This is a genomic window from Thermogemmatispora carboxidivorans, from assembly GCF_000702505.1.
Taxonomy (GTDB): domain Bacteria; phylum Chloroflexota; class Ktedonobacteria; order Ktedonobacterales; family Ktedonobacteraceae; genus Thermogemmatispora; species Thermogemmatispora carboxidivorans.
The window spans coordinates 2,246,726-2,263,618 of the sequence record NZ_JNIM01000001.1 but is presented as its reverse complement, the minus strand read 5'-3'; the positions used below and the strand labels follow the sequence as shown (position 1 = coordinate 2,263,618).

Genomic DNA, 16,893 nt, shown 5'->3' with positions numbered 1-16,893 from the left:
AACCGCGACCGGCGTGCTCCTCCCTTAGCTCCCTGGACGCTTCTGCCTTTCGGCTGCCAGCCACGCTGAGAACGAATGACCACTATCTCAGCCTGTCTTTTGAGAGCCAGAAGGGCCGGGCCTAACTCAGACCAGCCAGGGCATGAAAGACGGTCCTGAGAGCGGGATAGAGCGCACGATATTGCTCATAGAAGCGAGCGTAGAGCGAGACCAGCTCAGGCCGAGGAGCTGTGCTTTCGATCACTCTGACCGTGGCCTCGCAGGCTGCCTCGAGCGAGGGATAGATGCCTGCCGCCACACCCGCCAGCAATGCCGCTCCGAAGGCTGGCCCCTCGCTGGCATTGGTTACAGCCAGCTCCACACCCAAGACATCGGCAATAATTTGCCGCCAGAGAGGACTCCTGGCGCCTCCCCCGGTGGCCCGCACCTGCTCTAGCTGCAAACCTTGAGCCGCAATAATGGTGAAGCAGTCCTTGAGACTAAAGGCCACTCCCTCCAGTACGGCCCGAATGAGGTGGCGGCGATCATGAGCAGCAGTCAGGCCAATCCAACCGCCACGGGCGTAGGCATCCAGATGTGGCGTGCGCTCCCCTTGTAGATAGGGCAGGAAAAGTAGTCCCTCGCAGCCAGGTGGCGCACTCTCCGCTTCACGCGTGAGCAGCTCATAGGCATCCAGACCGCTCCAACGCTCCAGGGCCCGCTCAGACAGCCCCAGATAGTCGCGTACCCAGCGCAACGAGAGACCTGCCCCCTGGGTGACCCCCATCAGATACCAGGCTCGCGGCACGGCATGATTAAAAGTGTGAATGCGGGGTATCGGACCTGAGCGATCGACATGTGGGGCCTCAGCATGAGCCAGCACAACCCCACTGGTGCCGATCGAAACCAGGGCCAGGCCAGACCGCACCACACCATTACCAACCGCTCCACAGGCGTTATCAGCTCCCCCACCGGCAACTGGCGTACCAGCGGGCAGCCCCGTGAGAGCAGCCACCTCCTCTGTAATCGTACCAGCGACACCATCCGCCGGCACCACCGGCGGCAACAGTGCAGGGTCCAGCTCAAGAGCCTCCAATACTTCAGGTGACCAGCTTCCCTCAGCCACATTCAGCAAACAGGTCCCAGCAGCATCGGAGATCTCCATCGCCATCGTCCCAGTCAGGCGATAACGGAGATAGTCCTTGGGTAACAGGACAGCACGAACACGCGCAAACAGCTCCGGCTCATGCTCGCGCACCCAGAGAAGCTTGGGCGCCGAGAACCCCGTCAGAGCTGGATTAGAGACCAACTCGATCAGCCGCGTAGCCCCCACACGCTCGGTCATCCAGCGACATTGCGGCTCGCTGCGCTGATCAGCCCAGATGATGCAAGGACGAATCACCTGAGCTGCCTCATCCAAGAGCACGATGCCGTGCATCTGGCCAGAGAGACCCACGCCACGCACCTCTGTGGGCTGCACCCCAGCCCTGGCCGCTTGCTCCAGACAGGCGCGAATTGCCTTCAGCGTCGCTTGCCACCAGTCAGCCGGATTCTGCTCGGCCCAGCCGGGACGTGGATGAAAGAGCGGATAGTCCACAAAAGCCGAGGCCAGAGGACGGCCATCCGCCGCCGCAAAGATGGCCGCTTTCACGCCAGTGGTGCCTAGATCAATACCAAGTAGCGCTTCCATTGCCATGCATCCTGGGAAAATAGATCAGCAGAGCAGGGTCTTGCGTCTGCTCGTCGCACCAGGATCAGCCTCCTGGCAGCCAGATGAATGCAGGTCTTTACCTGGCTGTCAGCCTGGTACGGTCAACCACACAAAGACCCTCCTCTGCTGTCACCTTTCAACCCGTGTCGTGCTCCTTAGCGCCTCTTACGCTGCTGAATGATGCGCTCGATATAGGCCTGGTCCAGACCTAGCGTCTCATAGACGATGCGATAGCCCTCAACAGCATCGGCACGCGCCCGCGCCTCGGCAAGCGCCTGACGATCGATTTTGCGCGCCAGGTCATCGATAAAGGCCCAGTGCAGGACCGAGCGACGCACCGCCGCAATCTGGTCTTCGGTGTAGGGATAGAGATCGTAGCCGATGCGCTCGCCATGCTGACCATAGCCGACATCTTGCAGGGTCATAGCCAGTTCCAGGGTCTGCATAAAGAAAGAAGCGCCAACCATGTTATCGTCGTCAAAGGTACCCCAGCCCGAGTTGGCATGCTGATGACCCAGGCGCCCCTCAGCATGTAAGAGGGCAGCGTACTCCGCCAGGTTTTCCCCATTCATGATCAGGTGCTGCCAATCCATATTGACCAGCAACCGCGAAGTATCGACACCCAGACGCCCGATGCGCTCGATGGTATAGAGACAGGCAGCGATATTGCGCATCAGGATATTCATGGCTGGTTCACTATTCTTATGCTCCAAGAAGACCTTGACACCCTTGGAAGCAGCATGGGCGACAACCTCACCCACGCCTTCGACAAAGAGGTCCCAGGTGCGGGCATAGTCGCGCTGGAAGTTATAGTTATAGCCCTCAGCCCCCGGCCAGATAATGAAATTGGCGCCCAGAGCGGCGGCCAGATCGACCCCACGCTTGAGGGTTTCGATACCACGACGGCGTAGAGCGGGATCAGGGTTAATGAAGGCCCCGAGCTTATAGGTGGGGTCGGTGTGAAGGCCAGCGGCAATGCAATAGATATCCATTGGGCCTAAAGCGGCCTTAATGGCCTCGACAGTGTCCTCGTTGATCTCACCCGGATAATGGTACTCGAGGCCATCAACCAGATCGGCCAGTCCATCAACCACGCGCTTCGTGCGCGTGACCATGTCCTCATCAGCCACCTCGGGATGGTAGCCAGGGGGGACAAAGCGTGTGACGTTGGGGCCAAAGGCCCAAATCCCAACGCTGTTTTTGACGGCTTGTTGTTCCACTGCTCCCTCCTTAGAATGAGATTCCGGTGGACTGTCTCCCGGTACGGTTCTGTCTGTCTGGCCCCCGTTGCCCAGGAAGCAATCGCCGATCCATCTTTAAGTATACACCCCACGGGCCAGAAAAGGGATGGGAAGGCGCGCTCAAGACAGGCCCACCGGGTCGAGTGAAGCGAGGTGGGAAAGGATAGAGCAGAGTGAAACAGAAGTTCCAGAATGGAAGCATAAAGAAGATATTGACAGAGAAAACTGGGGTTCTTTATAATCAGCCCATCTACCAGCCTGGTTGATCTTGCAAGCCACATATCCTGCTGGAGGCAAATCCAGGTCAGGTCAGCAGAAGGGTGATGGGACGGTGAAAGCAAGGCCGTGTGAGGTTTTACCAGGACCATAGCGTAATGTCTCGTAGGGGGTGAATTTGTGCGCTCCCCAAAAAGTTGCGCTCACCGCCCTGCTGTCACCCGCTTTGCGCGGTGCAGACCTGGTATTTGCGAAGGAGGCTGTTCTTCCATGAAGAGAAACTGGCTACGCTTCATGGCTCTGACGATGGGCATACCCTTGCTCATAGCAATGCTGGTAGCCTGCGGAGCCGGCACGACGACAACAGGCACGGGCACCAGCACGTCGCAGGGGTCCACCATCATCAAGGTGGCCACTGATTTTCCAGTCAGCGGCTCGGATGCTGGTATTGGCAAATCGACTGAGAACGGAGCGCACCTGGCTGTTGATGAGGCCAATGCTAACAATGTGATCCCCGGCTATAAACTGCAGTTCGATCCCCAGGATGATGTTGGTGCCTCGGGCGTCCACGATCCGACGAAGGGCGCCAATAACATGAAAGCTCTGGTCGGCGATGCCCTGGTGGCGGGCGTGGTCGGCCCGCTCAACAGTAACGTGGCGCAGGCGGAGATGCCGATCGCTAACCAGGCCCCGCTGGCAATGATCAGCCCGGCGAATACCAACCCCTGTCTGACCAAGGAAGGGGCCGATGTGGGCTGCACCGGAGCGAATGACCTGGTTCCGAAGCTGCGCCCCACAGGCAAGGTGACTTACTTCCGCGTCGCAGCCACCGACGACCATCAGGGACCCGCTATGGCGGACTACCTGTATAATACGTTGCATCTGCGCACGGCCTACGTCATCGACGATACCGAGACCTACGGCGCCGGCCTCGCCAAGTACTTCGTCCAGGAGTGGACAAAGCTGGGCGGCACGGTGGTCGACGGCAAGAGCCACAGCGTCAAGAGCACCACTTCTTATTTGAACCTGCTGACGGCAGCAGCAGCCTCCAAGCCCGATGTGATCTACTTCGGTGGCAACTACTCCACCGGAGGGCAGTTGATCCAGCAGCAGATGATGACTATCCCCACGCTGAAGAACTCAGTCTTCGCGGGCGGCGATGGTCTGACTGGCAGCTCGGATTTCTATAAGCAGATCGTCACCTCGGGCGGCAAGGCCTATATGACGGTGGCCGCGCCAGATGTCTCCAAGATCGCTGCCGCGCAGACCTTCATTAAGAACTACACGGCGAAGTACGGCGATGTGGGACCCTATAGCGCCGCCGCTTATGATTCCATGAATATCCTGATTCAGGCCATCAAGGTGGCGCTGACGAAGACCCACACGCCGAAAGACTCAAGCGATGCGGCTCAGGCTCAGGTCTTCCGTCAGGCGGTCATCGACGCGCTGAAGACGATCACCTATAACGGTATCACCGGCAAGATTTCCTTCGACCAGAACGGCGATACGACCAACAAGATCTTCACTGTCTATCAGGTCGCCAATGTGAATGGCAAGCCAGACCTGGAGGCGAAGGAAGTCGTCACCGTTCAGTAGTAACACAGCACAAGAGCAGGCAGGTCAGTCAGGCCTGTGCCGTCCAGTCGGTCCAGACCGCTACTGACCTGCCTTTCAGACTCCTACTTGCTGTAGCTGTTGCTGTCCTCGGTTGGCTGAAGTTTCTCCCCAGGCTGGTGTCTTTGTGGCTCCTGTCGCTCTTGCAGCGTTTGCTGCTGTCCCTGTAGTCCTCATTGCCCACTTCAGCCGACCTTGCTGGATAAGGCAGGAGAGAGCCAAGTCAGTCAGGTAGCTCGCTAGCCCATCAATCAGCCAACTAGCCCCAAGTATTGACTGGTGCTATCTCTTGCCTTGCTCCTACCCGTCAGGTGCTGGTATCATAAACTGGCAAAAGGTGAGGTGCAGGTTTTATGACCCTGTTTTTGCAACTGCTCGTCGAAGGGCTTGTCATCGGGTCGATTTATTCGCTGGTCGCCCTGGGCTATACGATGGTCTACGGGATCATCGAGTTGATTAATTTCGCTCACGGCGATATCTTCATGATGGGCACACTGGTAAGCCTGTTCATGGTAACAAATGTCTTTCACCTGTCCGACGTCTCTAAGATGCCTCTGGGCAGCATGCTGCTCATGCTGGTCGCAACCTGCCTGGTTTCGATCGCTGTCTGCGCCCTGTTGGGCGTGCTCATTGAGCGTGTCGCTTACCGTCCGCTACGCAACGCTCCCCGCCTGGCACCGCTGATCTCAGCTATCGGTGTCTCGCTGGCACTGGAAGACATTGCCAAGGCCATCATTGGCCCTAACCCGGTTGCGGCGCCTTACCTGGTCCCCCTGGTCCACTATAGTGTCGGCTCCGTCGACATCACCAATACAGATCTCATTGTGCTGATCGTGGCCCTGATCCTGATGGTGGGCCTGCAGTGGCTGGTCACCAGTACCCGCATCGGGCGCGCTATGCGCGCTGTAGCCCAAGACCGTGAGGCCGCGGCCCTGATGGGAGTCAATGTGGACCGCGTGATTGCGATCACCTTCTTTATCGGGGCAGGTATCGCAGGGGCAGGGGGCTTTGTGTTCCTGCTCTCGACTAACAATACGGTCTTCAACATTGGCTTTGAGCTGGGCCTCTTCGCCTTTACTGCTGCTGTGCTGGGAGGCATTGGTAATCTGGTTGGTGCTATGCTCGGCGGTCTCTTGATTGGCTTGATCCGTGCCCTGGTGACCTACATCCCCGATCGCGACCTTCCTTTTGGTCTCCCACACGGCGGCGTTGCCTGGCAGGATGCCGTAGTCTTCGCTATCCTGATCTTGATCCTGGTCTTCCGTCCCACTGGCCTCCTCGGGCAGCAATTGGCAGAGAAGGTCTAGCTGCGAAGCGTGAACAGGCGCACGTTGTTGTAAGAGGTATAACACAATGGCTATGTTGGTCCCTTCCCAGATCCTGCCACAGACAGGCGAGACCCGCCGGTTGCTTGTGAAATGGGTTGTTGCTCTTTTGGTGCCGGTGCTCGTCTTTACGCTCGTCTGGAGTGGCGAGGCGATTCTGAATGCCGCCTTGGTGACGATCTTTTTCGGCGGCAATGCTCCGGGAGACGTTTCCCCAACAGCAGCAATTGCCGCCGGCCTCTTTATGCTGTTCTTTTACGGCGTCATCACGGGGCTGACAGGCTACCTGGTCGCCGCCGATAGTGGCCGTCAGGGCCTGCTGGATCTGTGGATCTCGATGTTCTTCTTCACGGTGGTGCCGATCCTTTTGATCTACATCACCGCCAATCTCTTTGTTGGCCTGGCCGCCTCTGTTGTGATCTGGGCCGTCTACTATTATGGGCGCCGTCTCGTCCAGCGTTTCTTCCCCCCTGCTCCTCTCCCTCCCCTCCCGAGCCTGAAAGTGCTCGATGCTGAGATGCGCGAGACGCTGCTGACGCGGGCCCGCCTCGGAAGTTTCTGGTTTGCCTTTTCCTTCTCTCTGATCTGGTTACTGGCCGACCTGCTCTTCTACTTCACTGGCCAGTACGGTCAGGCTTCGCTGGTGCTCCTGATCTGGATTCTGTTGCGTTCCGTCTTACTGCCTGCGGCAGGCTGGCTACTTGGCAGCCTGGGCGGACGGGTGGCAATCCACCATGCTGTGCAGGCCAACGGCAATGGCAGCAACGGAGATCGCGCCGGCGCCTCGGCCAGTACACGCCGACTGCGCCTGCTCTCGGCTACCCGCGCTCGCGAGGAGGCACGCGATCTGGTCCCCAATGATCTCCCCCTGCGTAGCACAGGCGCGCGCAATTTCTACCTCCTGTTGCTCCTCGCCTTGCTCTTGTTCTACCCCATGATCGACCCCTTCCTCTTTGGCCCGGGCACAGACTCACGTCTGGATAACTACGGGAACGCTGGCTACTATGTGATTCTGGCATTGGGCTTGAATATCGTCGTGGGCTTTGCCGGCCTGCTAGACTTGGGCTATGTGGCCTTCTTCGTGATCGGAGCCTACACCTGGGCCATGATTGGCTCACCTCAGTTAACGGTCCTGACAGGGATTCACATTAGTCCCGATGTCTGGCCCTGGCTCTTCTGGCCAATGCTGATTGTGGCCGCCCTGATCGCCGCTCTCTGGGGCGTCTTGCTGGGTGCCCCCACCTTACGCCTCCGTGGCGACTATCTGGCTATCGTGACGCTCGGCTTCGGTGAGATCATCCCTATCGTGGTCCAGAACCTGGATAAGTATACGAATGGCACCAATGGCCTGACCGGGATCTACTCGCCGGCTTTCTTTGGGGTACGCTGGAACGTCTCGACTTCGGAGCCGTACTACTACTTGATCCTGGCGCTGATCGCCATCGTGTTGCTGGCCAATCTGCGCCTGCGCGATTCGCGCATTGGACGCGCCTGGATAGCAATGCGCGAGGATGAGATCGCCGCCTCCTCCTCGGGGATCAATTTGACGCGGACAAAGCTTCTCGCCTTCGCGGCGGGCGCCTTCTTCTCTGGAATCGCCGGCGCCTACTACGCTGCCAAGCTCAGTACGGTGACGTCCGGCAACTTCAGCTTCAGCGACTCGGTGATCTATCTGGCAATGGTGGTCCTCGGTGGCCTGGGAAGCATCCCCGGCGTGGTTGTGGGCGCCCTGGCTGTCTATGCTGTCAACGTCCTGGTCTTGCCCCAGCTCGACGCTCTGGGGAACGATCCAGGCAGTATTATTCACCCGCTCTATACACAAATCCTGCAGGTGATCCCCAATTTCTCGTTCAGCAATATTCGTAACCTGATTTTCGGGATCATCCTGGTAGTGCTCATGATCTTCCGGCCAGAGGGCCTGATCCCCAGTACACGCCGACGTCGTGAGTTGCACCGCACCGAGGCCGAAGGTGTAGAGGTCACCTCGCTCGATACTCCCCCCGGGACCCCAGGCTTCGAGTCAGAGATGCGGGTCGAGTGAAGCGTGCGAGTATGTGTGACGAAGTGCGACGGAGCAGAGATACATGCTACCAACTATTGAGGTTGTTCCTAGCTGGAGGCTGCAATCATGACCGCTGAGCACGATCAGGCCCCTCAGTCCACGCGCCAACCTTTGCTAGAGCTGCAAAAGGTGACCAAGCACTTCGGCGGCCTCGCCGCGGTCCAGGACCTGGACCTGGCCATCTACCCACAGGAGATTGTCAGTATCATCGGGCCGAATGGCGCGGGGAAAACCACGGTTTTCAATCTGATTACCGGGATCTATCTCCCCACTTCGGGAGAGATCCTTTTCGAGGGCCAGCCCTTGAAGAAGCCAACTCCCCATCAGGTCGTGCAGCAGGGTATCGCACGCACCTTCCAGAACATCCGTCTGTTCAATAATATGACGGTGCTGGAAAACGTGCTGGTGGGCGAGCATCTGCGTCTGAAGGCTTCGATTCTGGATGCGGTCTTCCGTCCCCCGTGGGTCAAACAGGAGGAGGAGGAGGCCCGCCAACGCGCCATTGAGCTGCTCAGTTTCTTCGGTCAGCATCTGGTCGATCGCCAGGACGAGTATGTGATTAATCTCTCCTACGCTGATCGCCGCCGCGTGGAGATCGCCCGCGCTCTGGCTTCGAGCCCTAAATTGCTGTTGCTCGATGAGCCAACCGCCGGTATGAATGAGGCGGAGACGATGGAGGCTGTGCATTATATCCGCCGCCTGCGCGAGGAGCTGCATCTGACGATCTTGCTGATCGAGCATAAGCTGATGGTGACAATGGGCATTTCCGACCGCATCGCCGTACTCGACTACGGACGCAAAATTGCTGAGGGGCTACCTGATGAGGTCCGCCGCGATGAGCGGGTAATTACGGCCTATCTCGGAAAGGCAGCTGCTGCCGATCGCCAAACCTGGCAGGCAGCGCTCCGGCCCCAGCCGGAGGGGGAGGCAAATAACCATCATGAGTGAGATGCTGACTGTGCCAAGCGCTATGCCGCTGTTCGTTGATTGCCAAACCGCTGCATGTGTGGGAGGGGATCGATGAACGATGTGATGCTGCAGTTGGAACATGTCGATACGTTCTACGGCCCCATCCAGGTGCTCCATGATATCAACCTGGAGGTGCGCCGCGGAGAAATCGTCTGCCTGCTCGGCGCCAACGCCGCCGGCAAGACGACCACCATGAAGACGATCTTCGGCCTGATCCGCCCACGTCAGGGAAGGATCACCTTCGACGGACAGCGTATTGATAACCGGCCCGCTAGCGATATTGTCCGCCTGGGCCTGGCCCTGGTCCCAGAAGCGCGACGCATCTTCCCGCGCATGACGGTCTTGGAAAATTTACAGATGGGCGCCTACACGCGCGCGAATAAGGCTGAGATCCAGCAGGACCTCGACCACGTCTGTCAGATTTTCCCTCGTATTAAGGAGCGCCTGAAGCAGATTGCCGGGACTCTCTCGGGCGGCGAACAGCAGATGCTGGCTATGGCCCGCGCAATGATGTCGCGCCCACGGATGATGTGCATGGATGAGCCATCGATGGGCCTCTCCCCTCTTCTGGTGGAGACGGTCTTTGAGACGATCGTGCGCATCCGCTCGGAGGGGGTGACCATCTTTCTGGTGGAGCAGAACGCCTCGATGGCCCTCGGCCTGGCCGACCGCGGCTATGTCCTGCAGACCGGGAAAATCGTGCTGAGCGATACAGCCTCTAATCTGCTGCAAAACGACCTGGTACGGCAGGCTTACCTCGGGGGCTCTTGAGCTGCAGACATCCCTCTGCCTGGCCGCTGTGCGCTGCTCCCCAGGCGCCTCTTTTGGCCAACAGGCCAGGCACCGAGAAGGATGGCCCGCAAGGCCCGCAGTGCGTTCTCCTGCAGGTCTCTGCGGGCCTCTTTTCTCTCTGTAAGTCCACTCACGATGGGATGGGAAGCTAGCGTCTCTTTCTTTGATCAGAGTGCCACAGCGCTCCCTAGCATGCAGAAAAGCAAAGGAGGCCCTACGATTTGGAGGTTCGCAGTTACGATTATGTCCATCGACGGGGAGTGCGCTTCCTCTCGTGGGAGGAGTTCGCTTCCTTGGGGCGCAAGCTGTGTGAGGCCCTGGCCAGCGAACGGATCGAGACCATTGTTGGTATTGCTCGCGCCGGCCTCTTCCCAGCTACGTTGGCTGCCTGTGCCCTGCGGCTCGACCTCTATCCTGTGCGCGTGAGTCGACGCCTTCAGGATGAGGTGCGTTTTCCTTCACCGGTCTGGCACGTACCGCTAGTCGCGGCTGTCGCGGGCAAACGTATTGCCGTTGTCGATGAGACCGCCGATAGTGGGGAAACGCAGGCATTGGTGGCAGAGCAGGCGCGCACGCTCGGAGCAACCGAGGTGATCACAGCCGCCCTGGTCAGCCATAGTTGGGCGAAGCCCCAGCCCACATGCGTGGCCCTGACGACGGATGAGCTGGTGATCTTTCCCTGGGATCAGCAAGTGTTGATAGATGGGAGCTGGCAGCTCCATCCAGAGATGGTCACCGCTATCGCGGCTCAACAGGCAGATTCCAAACCCGAATAGGTATCGGGCCATCCTCACCTTAGCCAGCCAGGAGACCCGGGCGGGGAAATCAGGCCTGGCGCCTGCCTTGTGATCCCGCGTGATCCCGCACCCGCTCCTAGATCCCCAGGACAGGCTGGTATGGGAATGACGGCTAGTGCCATAGAGGCACTAGCCGAGCCCGTGGGCAGTGTCCAAGCTCAATGGCTCACTCGCTCGCTGGGGCCGCGCTGGGATTGGTGGCCCAGGCCGTGAGTCCAAAGCCAACGATGGTGTAGTCTTCGGCAGCCATCTCCTGCAGCATCTGCTGATAGAGTTGTTCAAATTCCGCTTCGTCAATGACGCCACTGGCCAACAAGAAAGGTTTCGTCAGGCAAAAAAGGGCTTGCATATCTCTGTACCCGCTTTCATGCATGGGCATGCCATAGGAGCCATCGTAATAGAAGGCACGGCGCTGGATGTTGATAAAGCCGGCTTCGCGCAAGAGGCGCGCCAGCATGTAGACAATCCCCGTTGAGTTGCCGTCGACGGAAAAGGTCCGCTTCTGTTGGGCCAGCGCGCGGTTGAGACAGGTGTAGAGGCGTTGATAAGCCAGGCTATTGCTCACCGGGGTCTCAATCTCGGTGAGACGGATGATGCCACCGGGCCGAAGGATACGCCGGCATTCTCGCAGCAGGGCTGGCCAGGTCTGCTGATCCATAAAGGCCATAATCAGCCGCGCATTGACCAGGTCAAAGGTGGCATCCTGGAAGGGAAGGCGCTGACGGGCATCCGCCACATCGAAGGCAACGTTGGCAAGCTCGCGCACACGAGCGGTGGCAAGAGCATAATCGATCATGGTCGGGTTGATATCGATACCTACGACCTCTAGATGAGGGTAGCGTGCCGCTAGCTCCAAGGCCCACCCTCCGGGACCACAGGCGATATCAAGCACACGCCGAAGCTGGCCAAGATCCTCCAGTTCTGGCAGTAAGCCCCCCATCGCTTCGCTAAAGAGCCGCTCCTGCTCAAGCAGTCGAGCGGTCTCCGCTCCCTGCTCAATATCGATAAAATAGCGGTTCTCTCCTGCGGAAGAGGTGGAATCGGCAGTCACGTGCTGTTGCCTCCTTTCCCTGCGCTGCTCTCGCTGCCAGGAAGTCCTTCAGGCGACAGGCCGATCCACGACCAGCAGAGCGATCGCTCATCGGCCAGCACCGGAAAGACGGCTCCAGACAGTCAATAATGATCTTTCTCTATATTATCGCAGCGGAGGCAGGCACAACCAGCAGGGTTCAAGGTGAAAGAGGGATCTGGGCGGACAGGGGCCGCCTGGGCTGAGGCTGGATGCTTCAGGTCCAGGCAGAGGGATGGCCTGCCCCGCCTTGATGAAGACCGTGCGCCAGACCACGAGCCGCGAGAGTCAGGTGGGCCGGGCGCATGGTGGCACTCAATGGTAAGGCTACGATCAGGACCCCGTTCCCATAGGTGACGTTTGCCCGCTCGCCATCAACTGGCTGCGCGAGTTGCAGCTCGCGATGGTAAGCCCCGATACTCCATTCGTCGATGAGCAGCTCTTTGACCTCTTTGAGAAGGGCGCGTACATCCCCATGCAGGATCAGGCGCCCGTCTTCTTGTAACTCGATGTGAATGTCCTCCGGCTCCATACCTGGCATGGGAGCCGCCACAACCAGACGCTCGTCGCTCCGGTAGACTTTGACAGGGACATGGTGGATCTTCAGTCGCTCTTGCATCGCCGATTCTCCTCCTGCCAAGCTTAGAAACATGCTCAGCTACGTTCGATCACTTCATTTGCTGGCTCTCTTCGTCTCCTTCTAAGAAGAGGCACGACGCGCAGCCGGTCAGAGTGTCAGGCTGAGCTTGCAACATAGCTCAGCCATCGAGCTGTTTCCAATTTGACGCAGAACGAAAAGAATCCTTCTACAGAGCACAACTTCCATCACATCCTCCGCAGGAAGACAAAGGAGAGAGCAGGAACAAGACAGTGGAGCTGGTATTAACACCTGAGACTCTCGCAGCCCTTGCTCCCGACGAGCAAGTAATGAAGGCCGGACAGAAGCTTGCCGACCAGAGACACTGGCAGTCCCTGGGTCAGGATGAGGAAGCCCTGTGGGGAGAATGCCAGGGCAGTGCCCTCTACCGCGTCTGCGTAGATAGGCGTTCGCTGAAGACCTCCTGTAGCTGCCCCAGTCGCAAGACCCCCTGTAAGCATAGTATCGGGCTGCTCTGCCTGGCAATCTCCGAGGCTGACAGATTGCCAGCAACCAAAGCGCCAGAGTGGGTTGAGGCCTGGCTCCAACGCCACGCTGCATCATCCACCAGACAGTCAGGCGCCCAGAGACAATCAGCACCGGCAAATGGAGAAAAAGGAGGAACCGCTAGCGCCGAACAAGAACAGCGGGGACGCCAGCAACGTATGCAACGACGTCAGCAGCGGATGTTGCGGGGTCTGGAGCGCTTCGATCTGTGGCTCAGCGATGTGCTGCGCAATGGTCTGGCCGATGTGCAGGGTGAGATGCTCCGTCAGTGGGAACAGGAGGCCGCCGCCTTGGATGACGCTCAGATTCCGGGCCTGGCCTCCCGCTTACGGACATTGACGACCGTGCCGTATAGCCGCCCCGACTGGCCAGCAGCTTTGTTGCGCCAGCTTGGACGGCTCGCCCTCTTAAGCGAGGCATTTCGTCATCTGGAGCGACTGGATTCCGGGCTACAGGAGGATGTGCGCCAGGCCCTGGGCCTTTCCCTGCCCGCAGAGGAGCTGCTCACCCGCGGCGAGCGAGTGCGAGATCGCTGGCTCTTTCTCGGTCAGCGTCTGGAACAGCGAGATCAGCTCTGGCAGCAGCGTACCTGGGTGCTTGGGCAGCAGACAGGGCGCCAGGCTCTGCTCTTGCAATTTGCCCCAGGCAAACAGCAAGCTTTCACCGAGCAGTACCCTCTTGGCTGCGAACAGGAGGCGGAACTGCTCTTTTGGCCCGGCGCCTATCCACAACGGGCCCGACTGTTAGAGCACCTTAGCCCCGCTACACCTTTGCCCAGCAGTATACCAGGGACGGCCAGTTTCGCCGAGTTTCTGGAGACGGTGGCAAGAGCGCTGGCACGTCAACCCTGGCTAGAACACTTCTTGTGCATTCTTCAGGAGGCTCTCCCGGTTTGCCTCGATGATGGTCAGCAGTGGTATCTCCGCGATCGCCACGGGCAGGCACTACCGCTGAGCCACGGCTCACACTGGCAGTTATTGGCTTTCTCGGGCGGCTACCCACTGACGTTCATCGGCGAGTGGAACGGAGAAGAGCTGTTTCCTCTAGCCGTGCTTGCTCCTATCGAAGGCTTTTGCTTGCTACAGCCCCCGCAGAAGTAGACAGAGCAGCCCGTCTGAGAGAGGTGAATCAGACATATGAGTCGTATGAGTCGCATCGAATCTCTGGTCCATTGCGCCTTGATCGGCACACGTCAGGAGCCGCCACCGCCCGCTCTTGCTTCAACACCTTTCGAGCGGCTGCTTGACGAGCTACCGGCGGCCATGCTCCTGGAACGCAAGCTGCTCTTGCTGGCTGGCGCGGAAGCAGTCTATGCCTTGGCTGGAACCTCTCCCTTCCCTTTGGGGGTGGCAGTCATTCCGGCACCTGCAGAGAAGCTGCCCCCTTGCTCACCCCAGGCCGCAGCCCTGATCAAGAGTGTCCTGCAGGAATCGCATAGCGAGCTGCTGCCTCTGGCACTGGAGTTACTGGCCCGTCATGGGCGTCGCCTGCCCTTTTCCTTGCTGCCGACCGTCTTTGCTGCTCTAGCCAGGCCATCCGCAGCTGCCACATGGCCTGTTTTAGCGCAGGTGATAGGGGAACGCGGACGCTGGCTCATCCGCCAGAACCCTTCCTGGCGCATCCTGCTCAGCAGCTTGCCTGTGACCGAGTTGAGCGAGCAGGAGCTGAATAGCCTCTGGTACGAGGGCAGCTTTGCGGGACGTCTGGCCCTTCTGCGCCAGCTACGAACCTACAACCGTCCCCTGGCCCGCCAATGGCTGGAGGAAGTCTGGCCACAGGAGCAGCGAGAGCAACGGCTAGCCCTCCTAGAGACATTTGAGATTGGCCTTGAGCAAGATGATGAGGCTTTCCTAGAAAAGGTACGTAATCGCCGCAGTTACCAGGAGCGCCGCCTGGCCGTCAGCCTGCTCCTGCGCTTGCCTTCTTCTGCCTGCCGCCGTGAGCTGCCCGTGGTGGCTCATGGCTTGCTTCAGAGAGAACAGCAATCAGAGGAAGGGTACGTGGTGCGGGTCGTTTTGCCGGAAACACCTCCACCCAGCTGGCAGCGCTTTGGTATCGAACAGAAGAGCTTATCCGAGGGGCAGAAACAACACGTCTCCTGGCTGCAAGAATTGATCAGCCTGGTCCCCCCTGGCTATTGGGAAGAGCGGCTGCAGCTCTCCCCCGCTAGCATCGTGCACTCGCTTGAGAGCACCTGGCGCACTGAGGTACTGGCTGGCCTTGTGCAGGCAACCCGGCGTCATCGCCTACCCTCCTGGGCCCGGGCCTTGCTCTCGTGGGCCGACGCCGCTACGCACGAGCCGCTCGCCGGGGCCGAAGATCTCCTCTCTTGCCTGGAACAAGAGGAGGCAGAGCAGTTTCTGCTACAGGCCCTGGCCTCTTCTCAGCACGCCTGGCATGCACGCTGGCCAGCACTACTGACCAGGCTACCTAGACCGTGGAGCACCTCTTTTGGAGTCAGCTTTCTTGAGCATATGCAGAAACGGCTGCAAGAGCTGGCAAACCACCCAAGCATGGATAGAGGATTTGCCGAGCCGGAGATCCGACAACTAGCCCGCGCAGCTATGCAATGGCACCAACAGTGGGAGCCGGCTCTCAAGATCGCTGCCCGAGCCTTGCCCGCAAACTGCCTTGAACTTGCCCTGCAACTGGCTCAGCCCCTTCAGCAATCAGAAGAGCTAGAAGCGAGAAATATATACTTCATCAAGCGCGACGTCAATCGTCAGATCATCACCTTCATCGAAGAGATAACCTTTCATCATAGATTACTCAGGGAGTTTGAGAATCAATGAAAAAAGATTCCAAGCAGCATATTCAGCAGAGAGCAACAGAGCCTTTTGTCCCAACCGAAGGACAGCAAGAGCAAATTTCGACCCATGCCGAAGGACAGAGCGGCAACAGCGTTCTGCGTCAGCACGCCGAGCAGCAGTTTGCCGAGGAGCTGGAGGAACTGGCCAGGGCGGATCGGCAGCAGCGACCGCCCAATTGGCGCCTCTCACCCTGGGCCGTGCGTACCTACCTGCTCGGCGGACGTCTACCGAACGGCTTCCAGGTTTCGCCCAAATATATCGGTAACGCCCGCCTGATCGAGATCGCCATCAGCACCCTGGCGACCGATCGCGCCCTGCTGCTCTACGGTCTGCCTGGTACGGCCAAGTCTTGGGTCAGCGAGCACCTGGCAGCGGCGATCTCCGGTGACTCAACCCTCCTCATTCAGGGGACAGCAGGCACCGATGAGAGCGCGCTACGCTATGGCTGGAACTATGCGCGCCTGCTCGTCGAAGGACCATCACCGGCGGCCCTGGTGGCCAGTCCGCTGATGACGGCCATGCAGACCGGAAAACTGGCGCGCATCGAGGAGCTGACACGTATCTCCAGCGAGGTGCAGGATACGCTGATCACTATTCTTTCGGAGAAGACGCTGCCTATTCCTGAGCTGAACAGAGAGGTACAGGCGCGTAAGGGATTCAATGTTATCGCGACGGCTAATAACCGCGACAAGGGCGTCAATGACCTGTCTAGCGCCCTGATGCGCCGCTTCAATACAGTGGTGCTTCCGTTGCCCCAGGACATAGAAGAGGAAGTACGTATCGTTGAGCGGCGTGTGGCAGATCTGGGCCAGGTTCTGGAGCTACCTGCCGAGAAGCCCGCCCTGGAGGAGATCCGACGCGTCGTGACAATCTTCCGCGAGCTGCGCGAGGGCAAAACGCTCGATGGCAGCCTCAAGCTGAAGATTCCCAGCGGGACACTCTCGACGGCAGAGGCGATCTCGGTGATTAACAATGGTCTGGCGCTGGCCGCTTATTACGGCGATGGAACGCTCAGAGCTGGCGATCTGGCCGCTGGTCTGACGGGAGCCATCGTGAAGGACCCGGTCCAGGACCGCATCGTTTGGCTGGAGTATCTGCAGACGGTGATGAAGGAGCGTCGCAGTTGGCAAGATCTCTATCGCGCTTGCCGGGAGGTAGTGTAAG

General features: G+C 59.1%; 13 protein-coding genes and 2 pseudogenes. 11 read left to right on the top strand and 4 right to left on the bottom strand.

Annotated features, from left to right (window positions below; all coding sequences use genetic code 11):
- Window positions 1-121: 121 nt before the first annotated feature.
- Entirely contained in the window at window positions 122-1,669 is a 1,548-nt protein-coding gene (xylB, locus tag N688_RS08845; RefSeq protein WP_052888940.1) for a xylulokinase, read from the bottom strand.
- A gap of 176 nt (window positions 1,670-1,845) precedes the next feature.
- Window positions 1,846-2,910, bottom strand: a complete 1,065-nt coding sequence (locus N688_RS08840) for a sugar phosphate isomerase/epimerase family protein (protein ID WP_052888939.1) — start codon at window positions 2,908-2,910, stop codon at window positions 1,846-1,848.
- A gap of 507 nt (window positions 2,911-3,417) precedes the next feature.
- On the opposite strand from N688_RS08840, the gene N688_RS08835 reads away from it, so the two are divergent.
- From N688_RS08835 to N688_RS08810, 7 genes and pseudogenes are all read left to right on the top strand, one after another.
- Window positions 3,418-4,743: a branched-chain amino acid ABC transporter substrate-binding protein gene (locus tag N688_RS08835; RefSeq protein WP_052888938.1), complete on the top strand. Its 1,326-nt coding sequence runs from the start codon at window positions 3,418-3,420 to the stop codon at window positions 4,741-4,743.
- A gap of 371 nt (window positions 4,744-5,114) precedes the next feature.
- Complete coding sequence (locus N688_RS08830; protein ID WP_052888937.1) at window positions 5,115-6,068, top strand: branched-chain amino acid ABC transporter permease; 954 nt, start codon at window positions 5,115-5,117, stop codon at window positions 6,066-6,068.
- A gap of 46 nt (window positions 6,069-6,114) precedes the next feature.
- On the top strand, window positions 6,115-8,127 hold the full coding sequence (locus N688_RS23350) for a branched-chain amino acid ABC transporter permease (protein WP_052888936.1): 2,013 nt from the start codon (window positions 6,115-6,117) through the stop codon (window positions 8,125-8,127).
- An 87-nt stretch (window positions 8,128-8,214) separates the two neighbouring features.
- A pseudogene (locus tag N688_RS08820) lies at window positions 8,215-8,796 on the top strand (ABC transporter ATP-binding protein); the annotation flags it as partial.
- A gap of 6 nt (window positions 8,797-8,802) precedes the next feature.
- Entirely contained in the window at window positions 8,803-9,096 is a 294-nt protein-coding gene (locus N688_RS23960; RefSeq protein WP_420341014.1) for an ABC transporter ATP-binding protein C-terminal domain-containing protein, read from the top strand.
- 72 nt (window positions 9,097-9,168) lie between these two features.
- Window positions 9,169-9,888: an ABC transporter ATP-binding protein gene (locus N688_RS08815; protein WP_052888934.1), complete on the top strand. Its 720-nt coding sequence runs from the start codon at window positions 9,169-9,171 to the stop codon at window positions 9,886-9,888.
- A 242-nt stretch (window positions 9,889-10,130) separates the two neighbouring features.
- Window positions 10,131-10,685 carry a phosphoribosyltransferase gene (locus tag N688_RS08810; RefSeq protein ID WP_052888933.1) on the top strand — a complete coding sequence of 185 codons (555 nt, stop codon included), beginning with the start codon at window positions 10,131-10,133 and terminating at the stop codon, window positions 10,683-10,685.
- A gap of 187 nt (window positions 10,686-10,872) precedes the next feature.
- Here N688_RS08810 and N688_RS08805 read toward each other — a convergent pair whose 3' ends face one another.
- Complete coding sequence (locus N688_RS08805) at window positions 10,873-11,757, bottom strand: class I SAM-dependent methyltransferase (protein WP_052888932.1); 885 nt, start codon at window positions 11,755-11,757, stop codon at window positions 10,873-10,875.
- Between the two features lie 235 nt (window positions 11,758-11,992).
- The gene (locus N688_RS08800; RefSeq protein WP_052888931.1) at window positions 11,993-12,394 is read right to left on the bottom strand and encodes an Hsp20/alpha crystallin family protein; all 402 of its coding nucleotides are present in this window, start codon (window positions 12,392-12,394) and stop codon (window positions 11,993-11,995) included.
- Window positions 12,395-12,702: 308 nt separating this feature from the next.
- Here N688_RS08800 and N688_RS23955 point away from each other — a divergent pair.
- The 4 genes and pseudogenes from N688_RS23955 to N688_RS08780 form a co-directional block, all read left to right on the top strand.
- Window positions 12,703-12,882, top strand: a pseudogene (locus N688_RS23955) (SWIM zinc finger family protein); the annotation flags it as partial.
- A gap of 195 nt (window positions 12,883-13,077) precedes the next feature.
- Complete coding sequence (locus tag N688_RS08790; protein ID WP_156025352.1) at window positions 13,078-14,019, top strand: SWIM zinc finger family protein; 942 nt, start codon at window positions 13,078-13,080, stop codon at window positions 14,017-14,019.
- A gap of 36 nt (window positions 14,020-14,055) precedes the next feature.
- The gene (locus N688_RS08785; RefSeq protein ID WP_052888928.1) at window positions 14,056-15,711 is read left to right on the top strand and encodes a DUF5691 domain-containing protein; all 1,656 of its coding nucleotides are present in this window, start codon (window positions 14,056-14,058) and stop codon (window positions 15,709-15,711) included.
- Entirely contained in the window at window positions 15,708-16,892 is a 1,185-nt protein-coding gene (locus tag N688_RS08780) for an ATP-binding protein (protein ID WP_081838659.1), read from the top strand. The genes N688_RS08785 and N688_RS08780 overlap by 4 nt, the downstream gene beginning before the upstream one ends.
- The last annotated feature ends 1 nt before the right edge of the window (window position 16,893 follow it).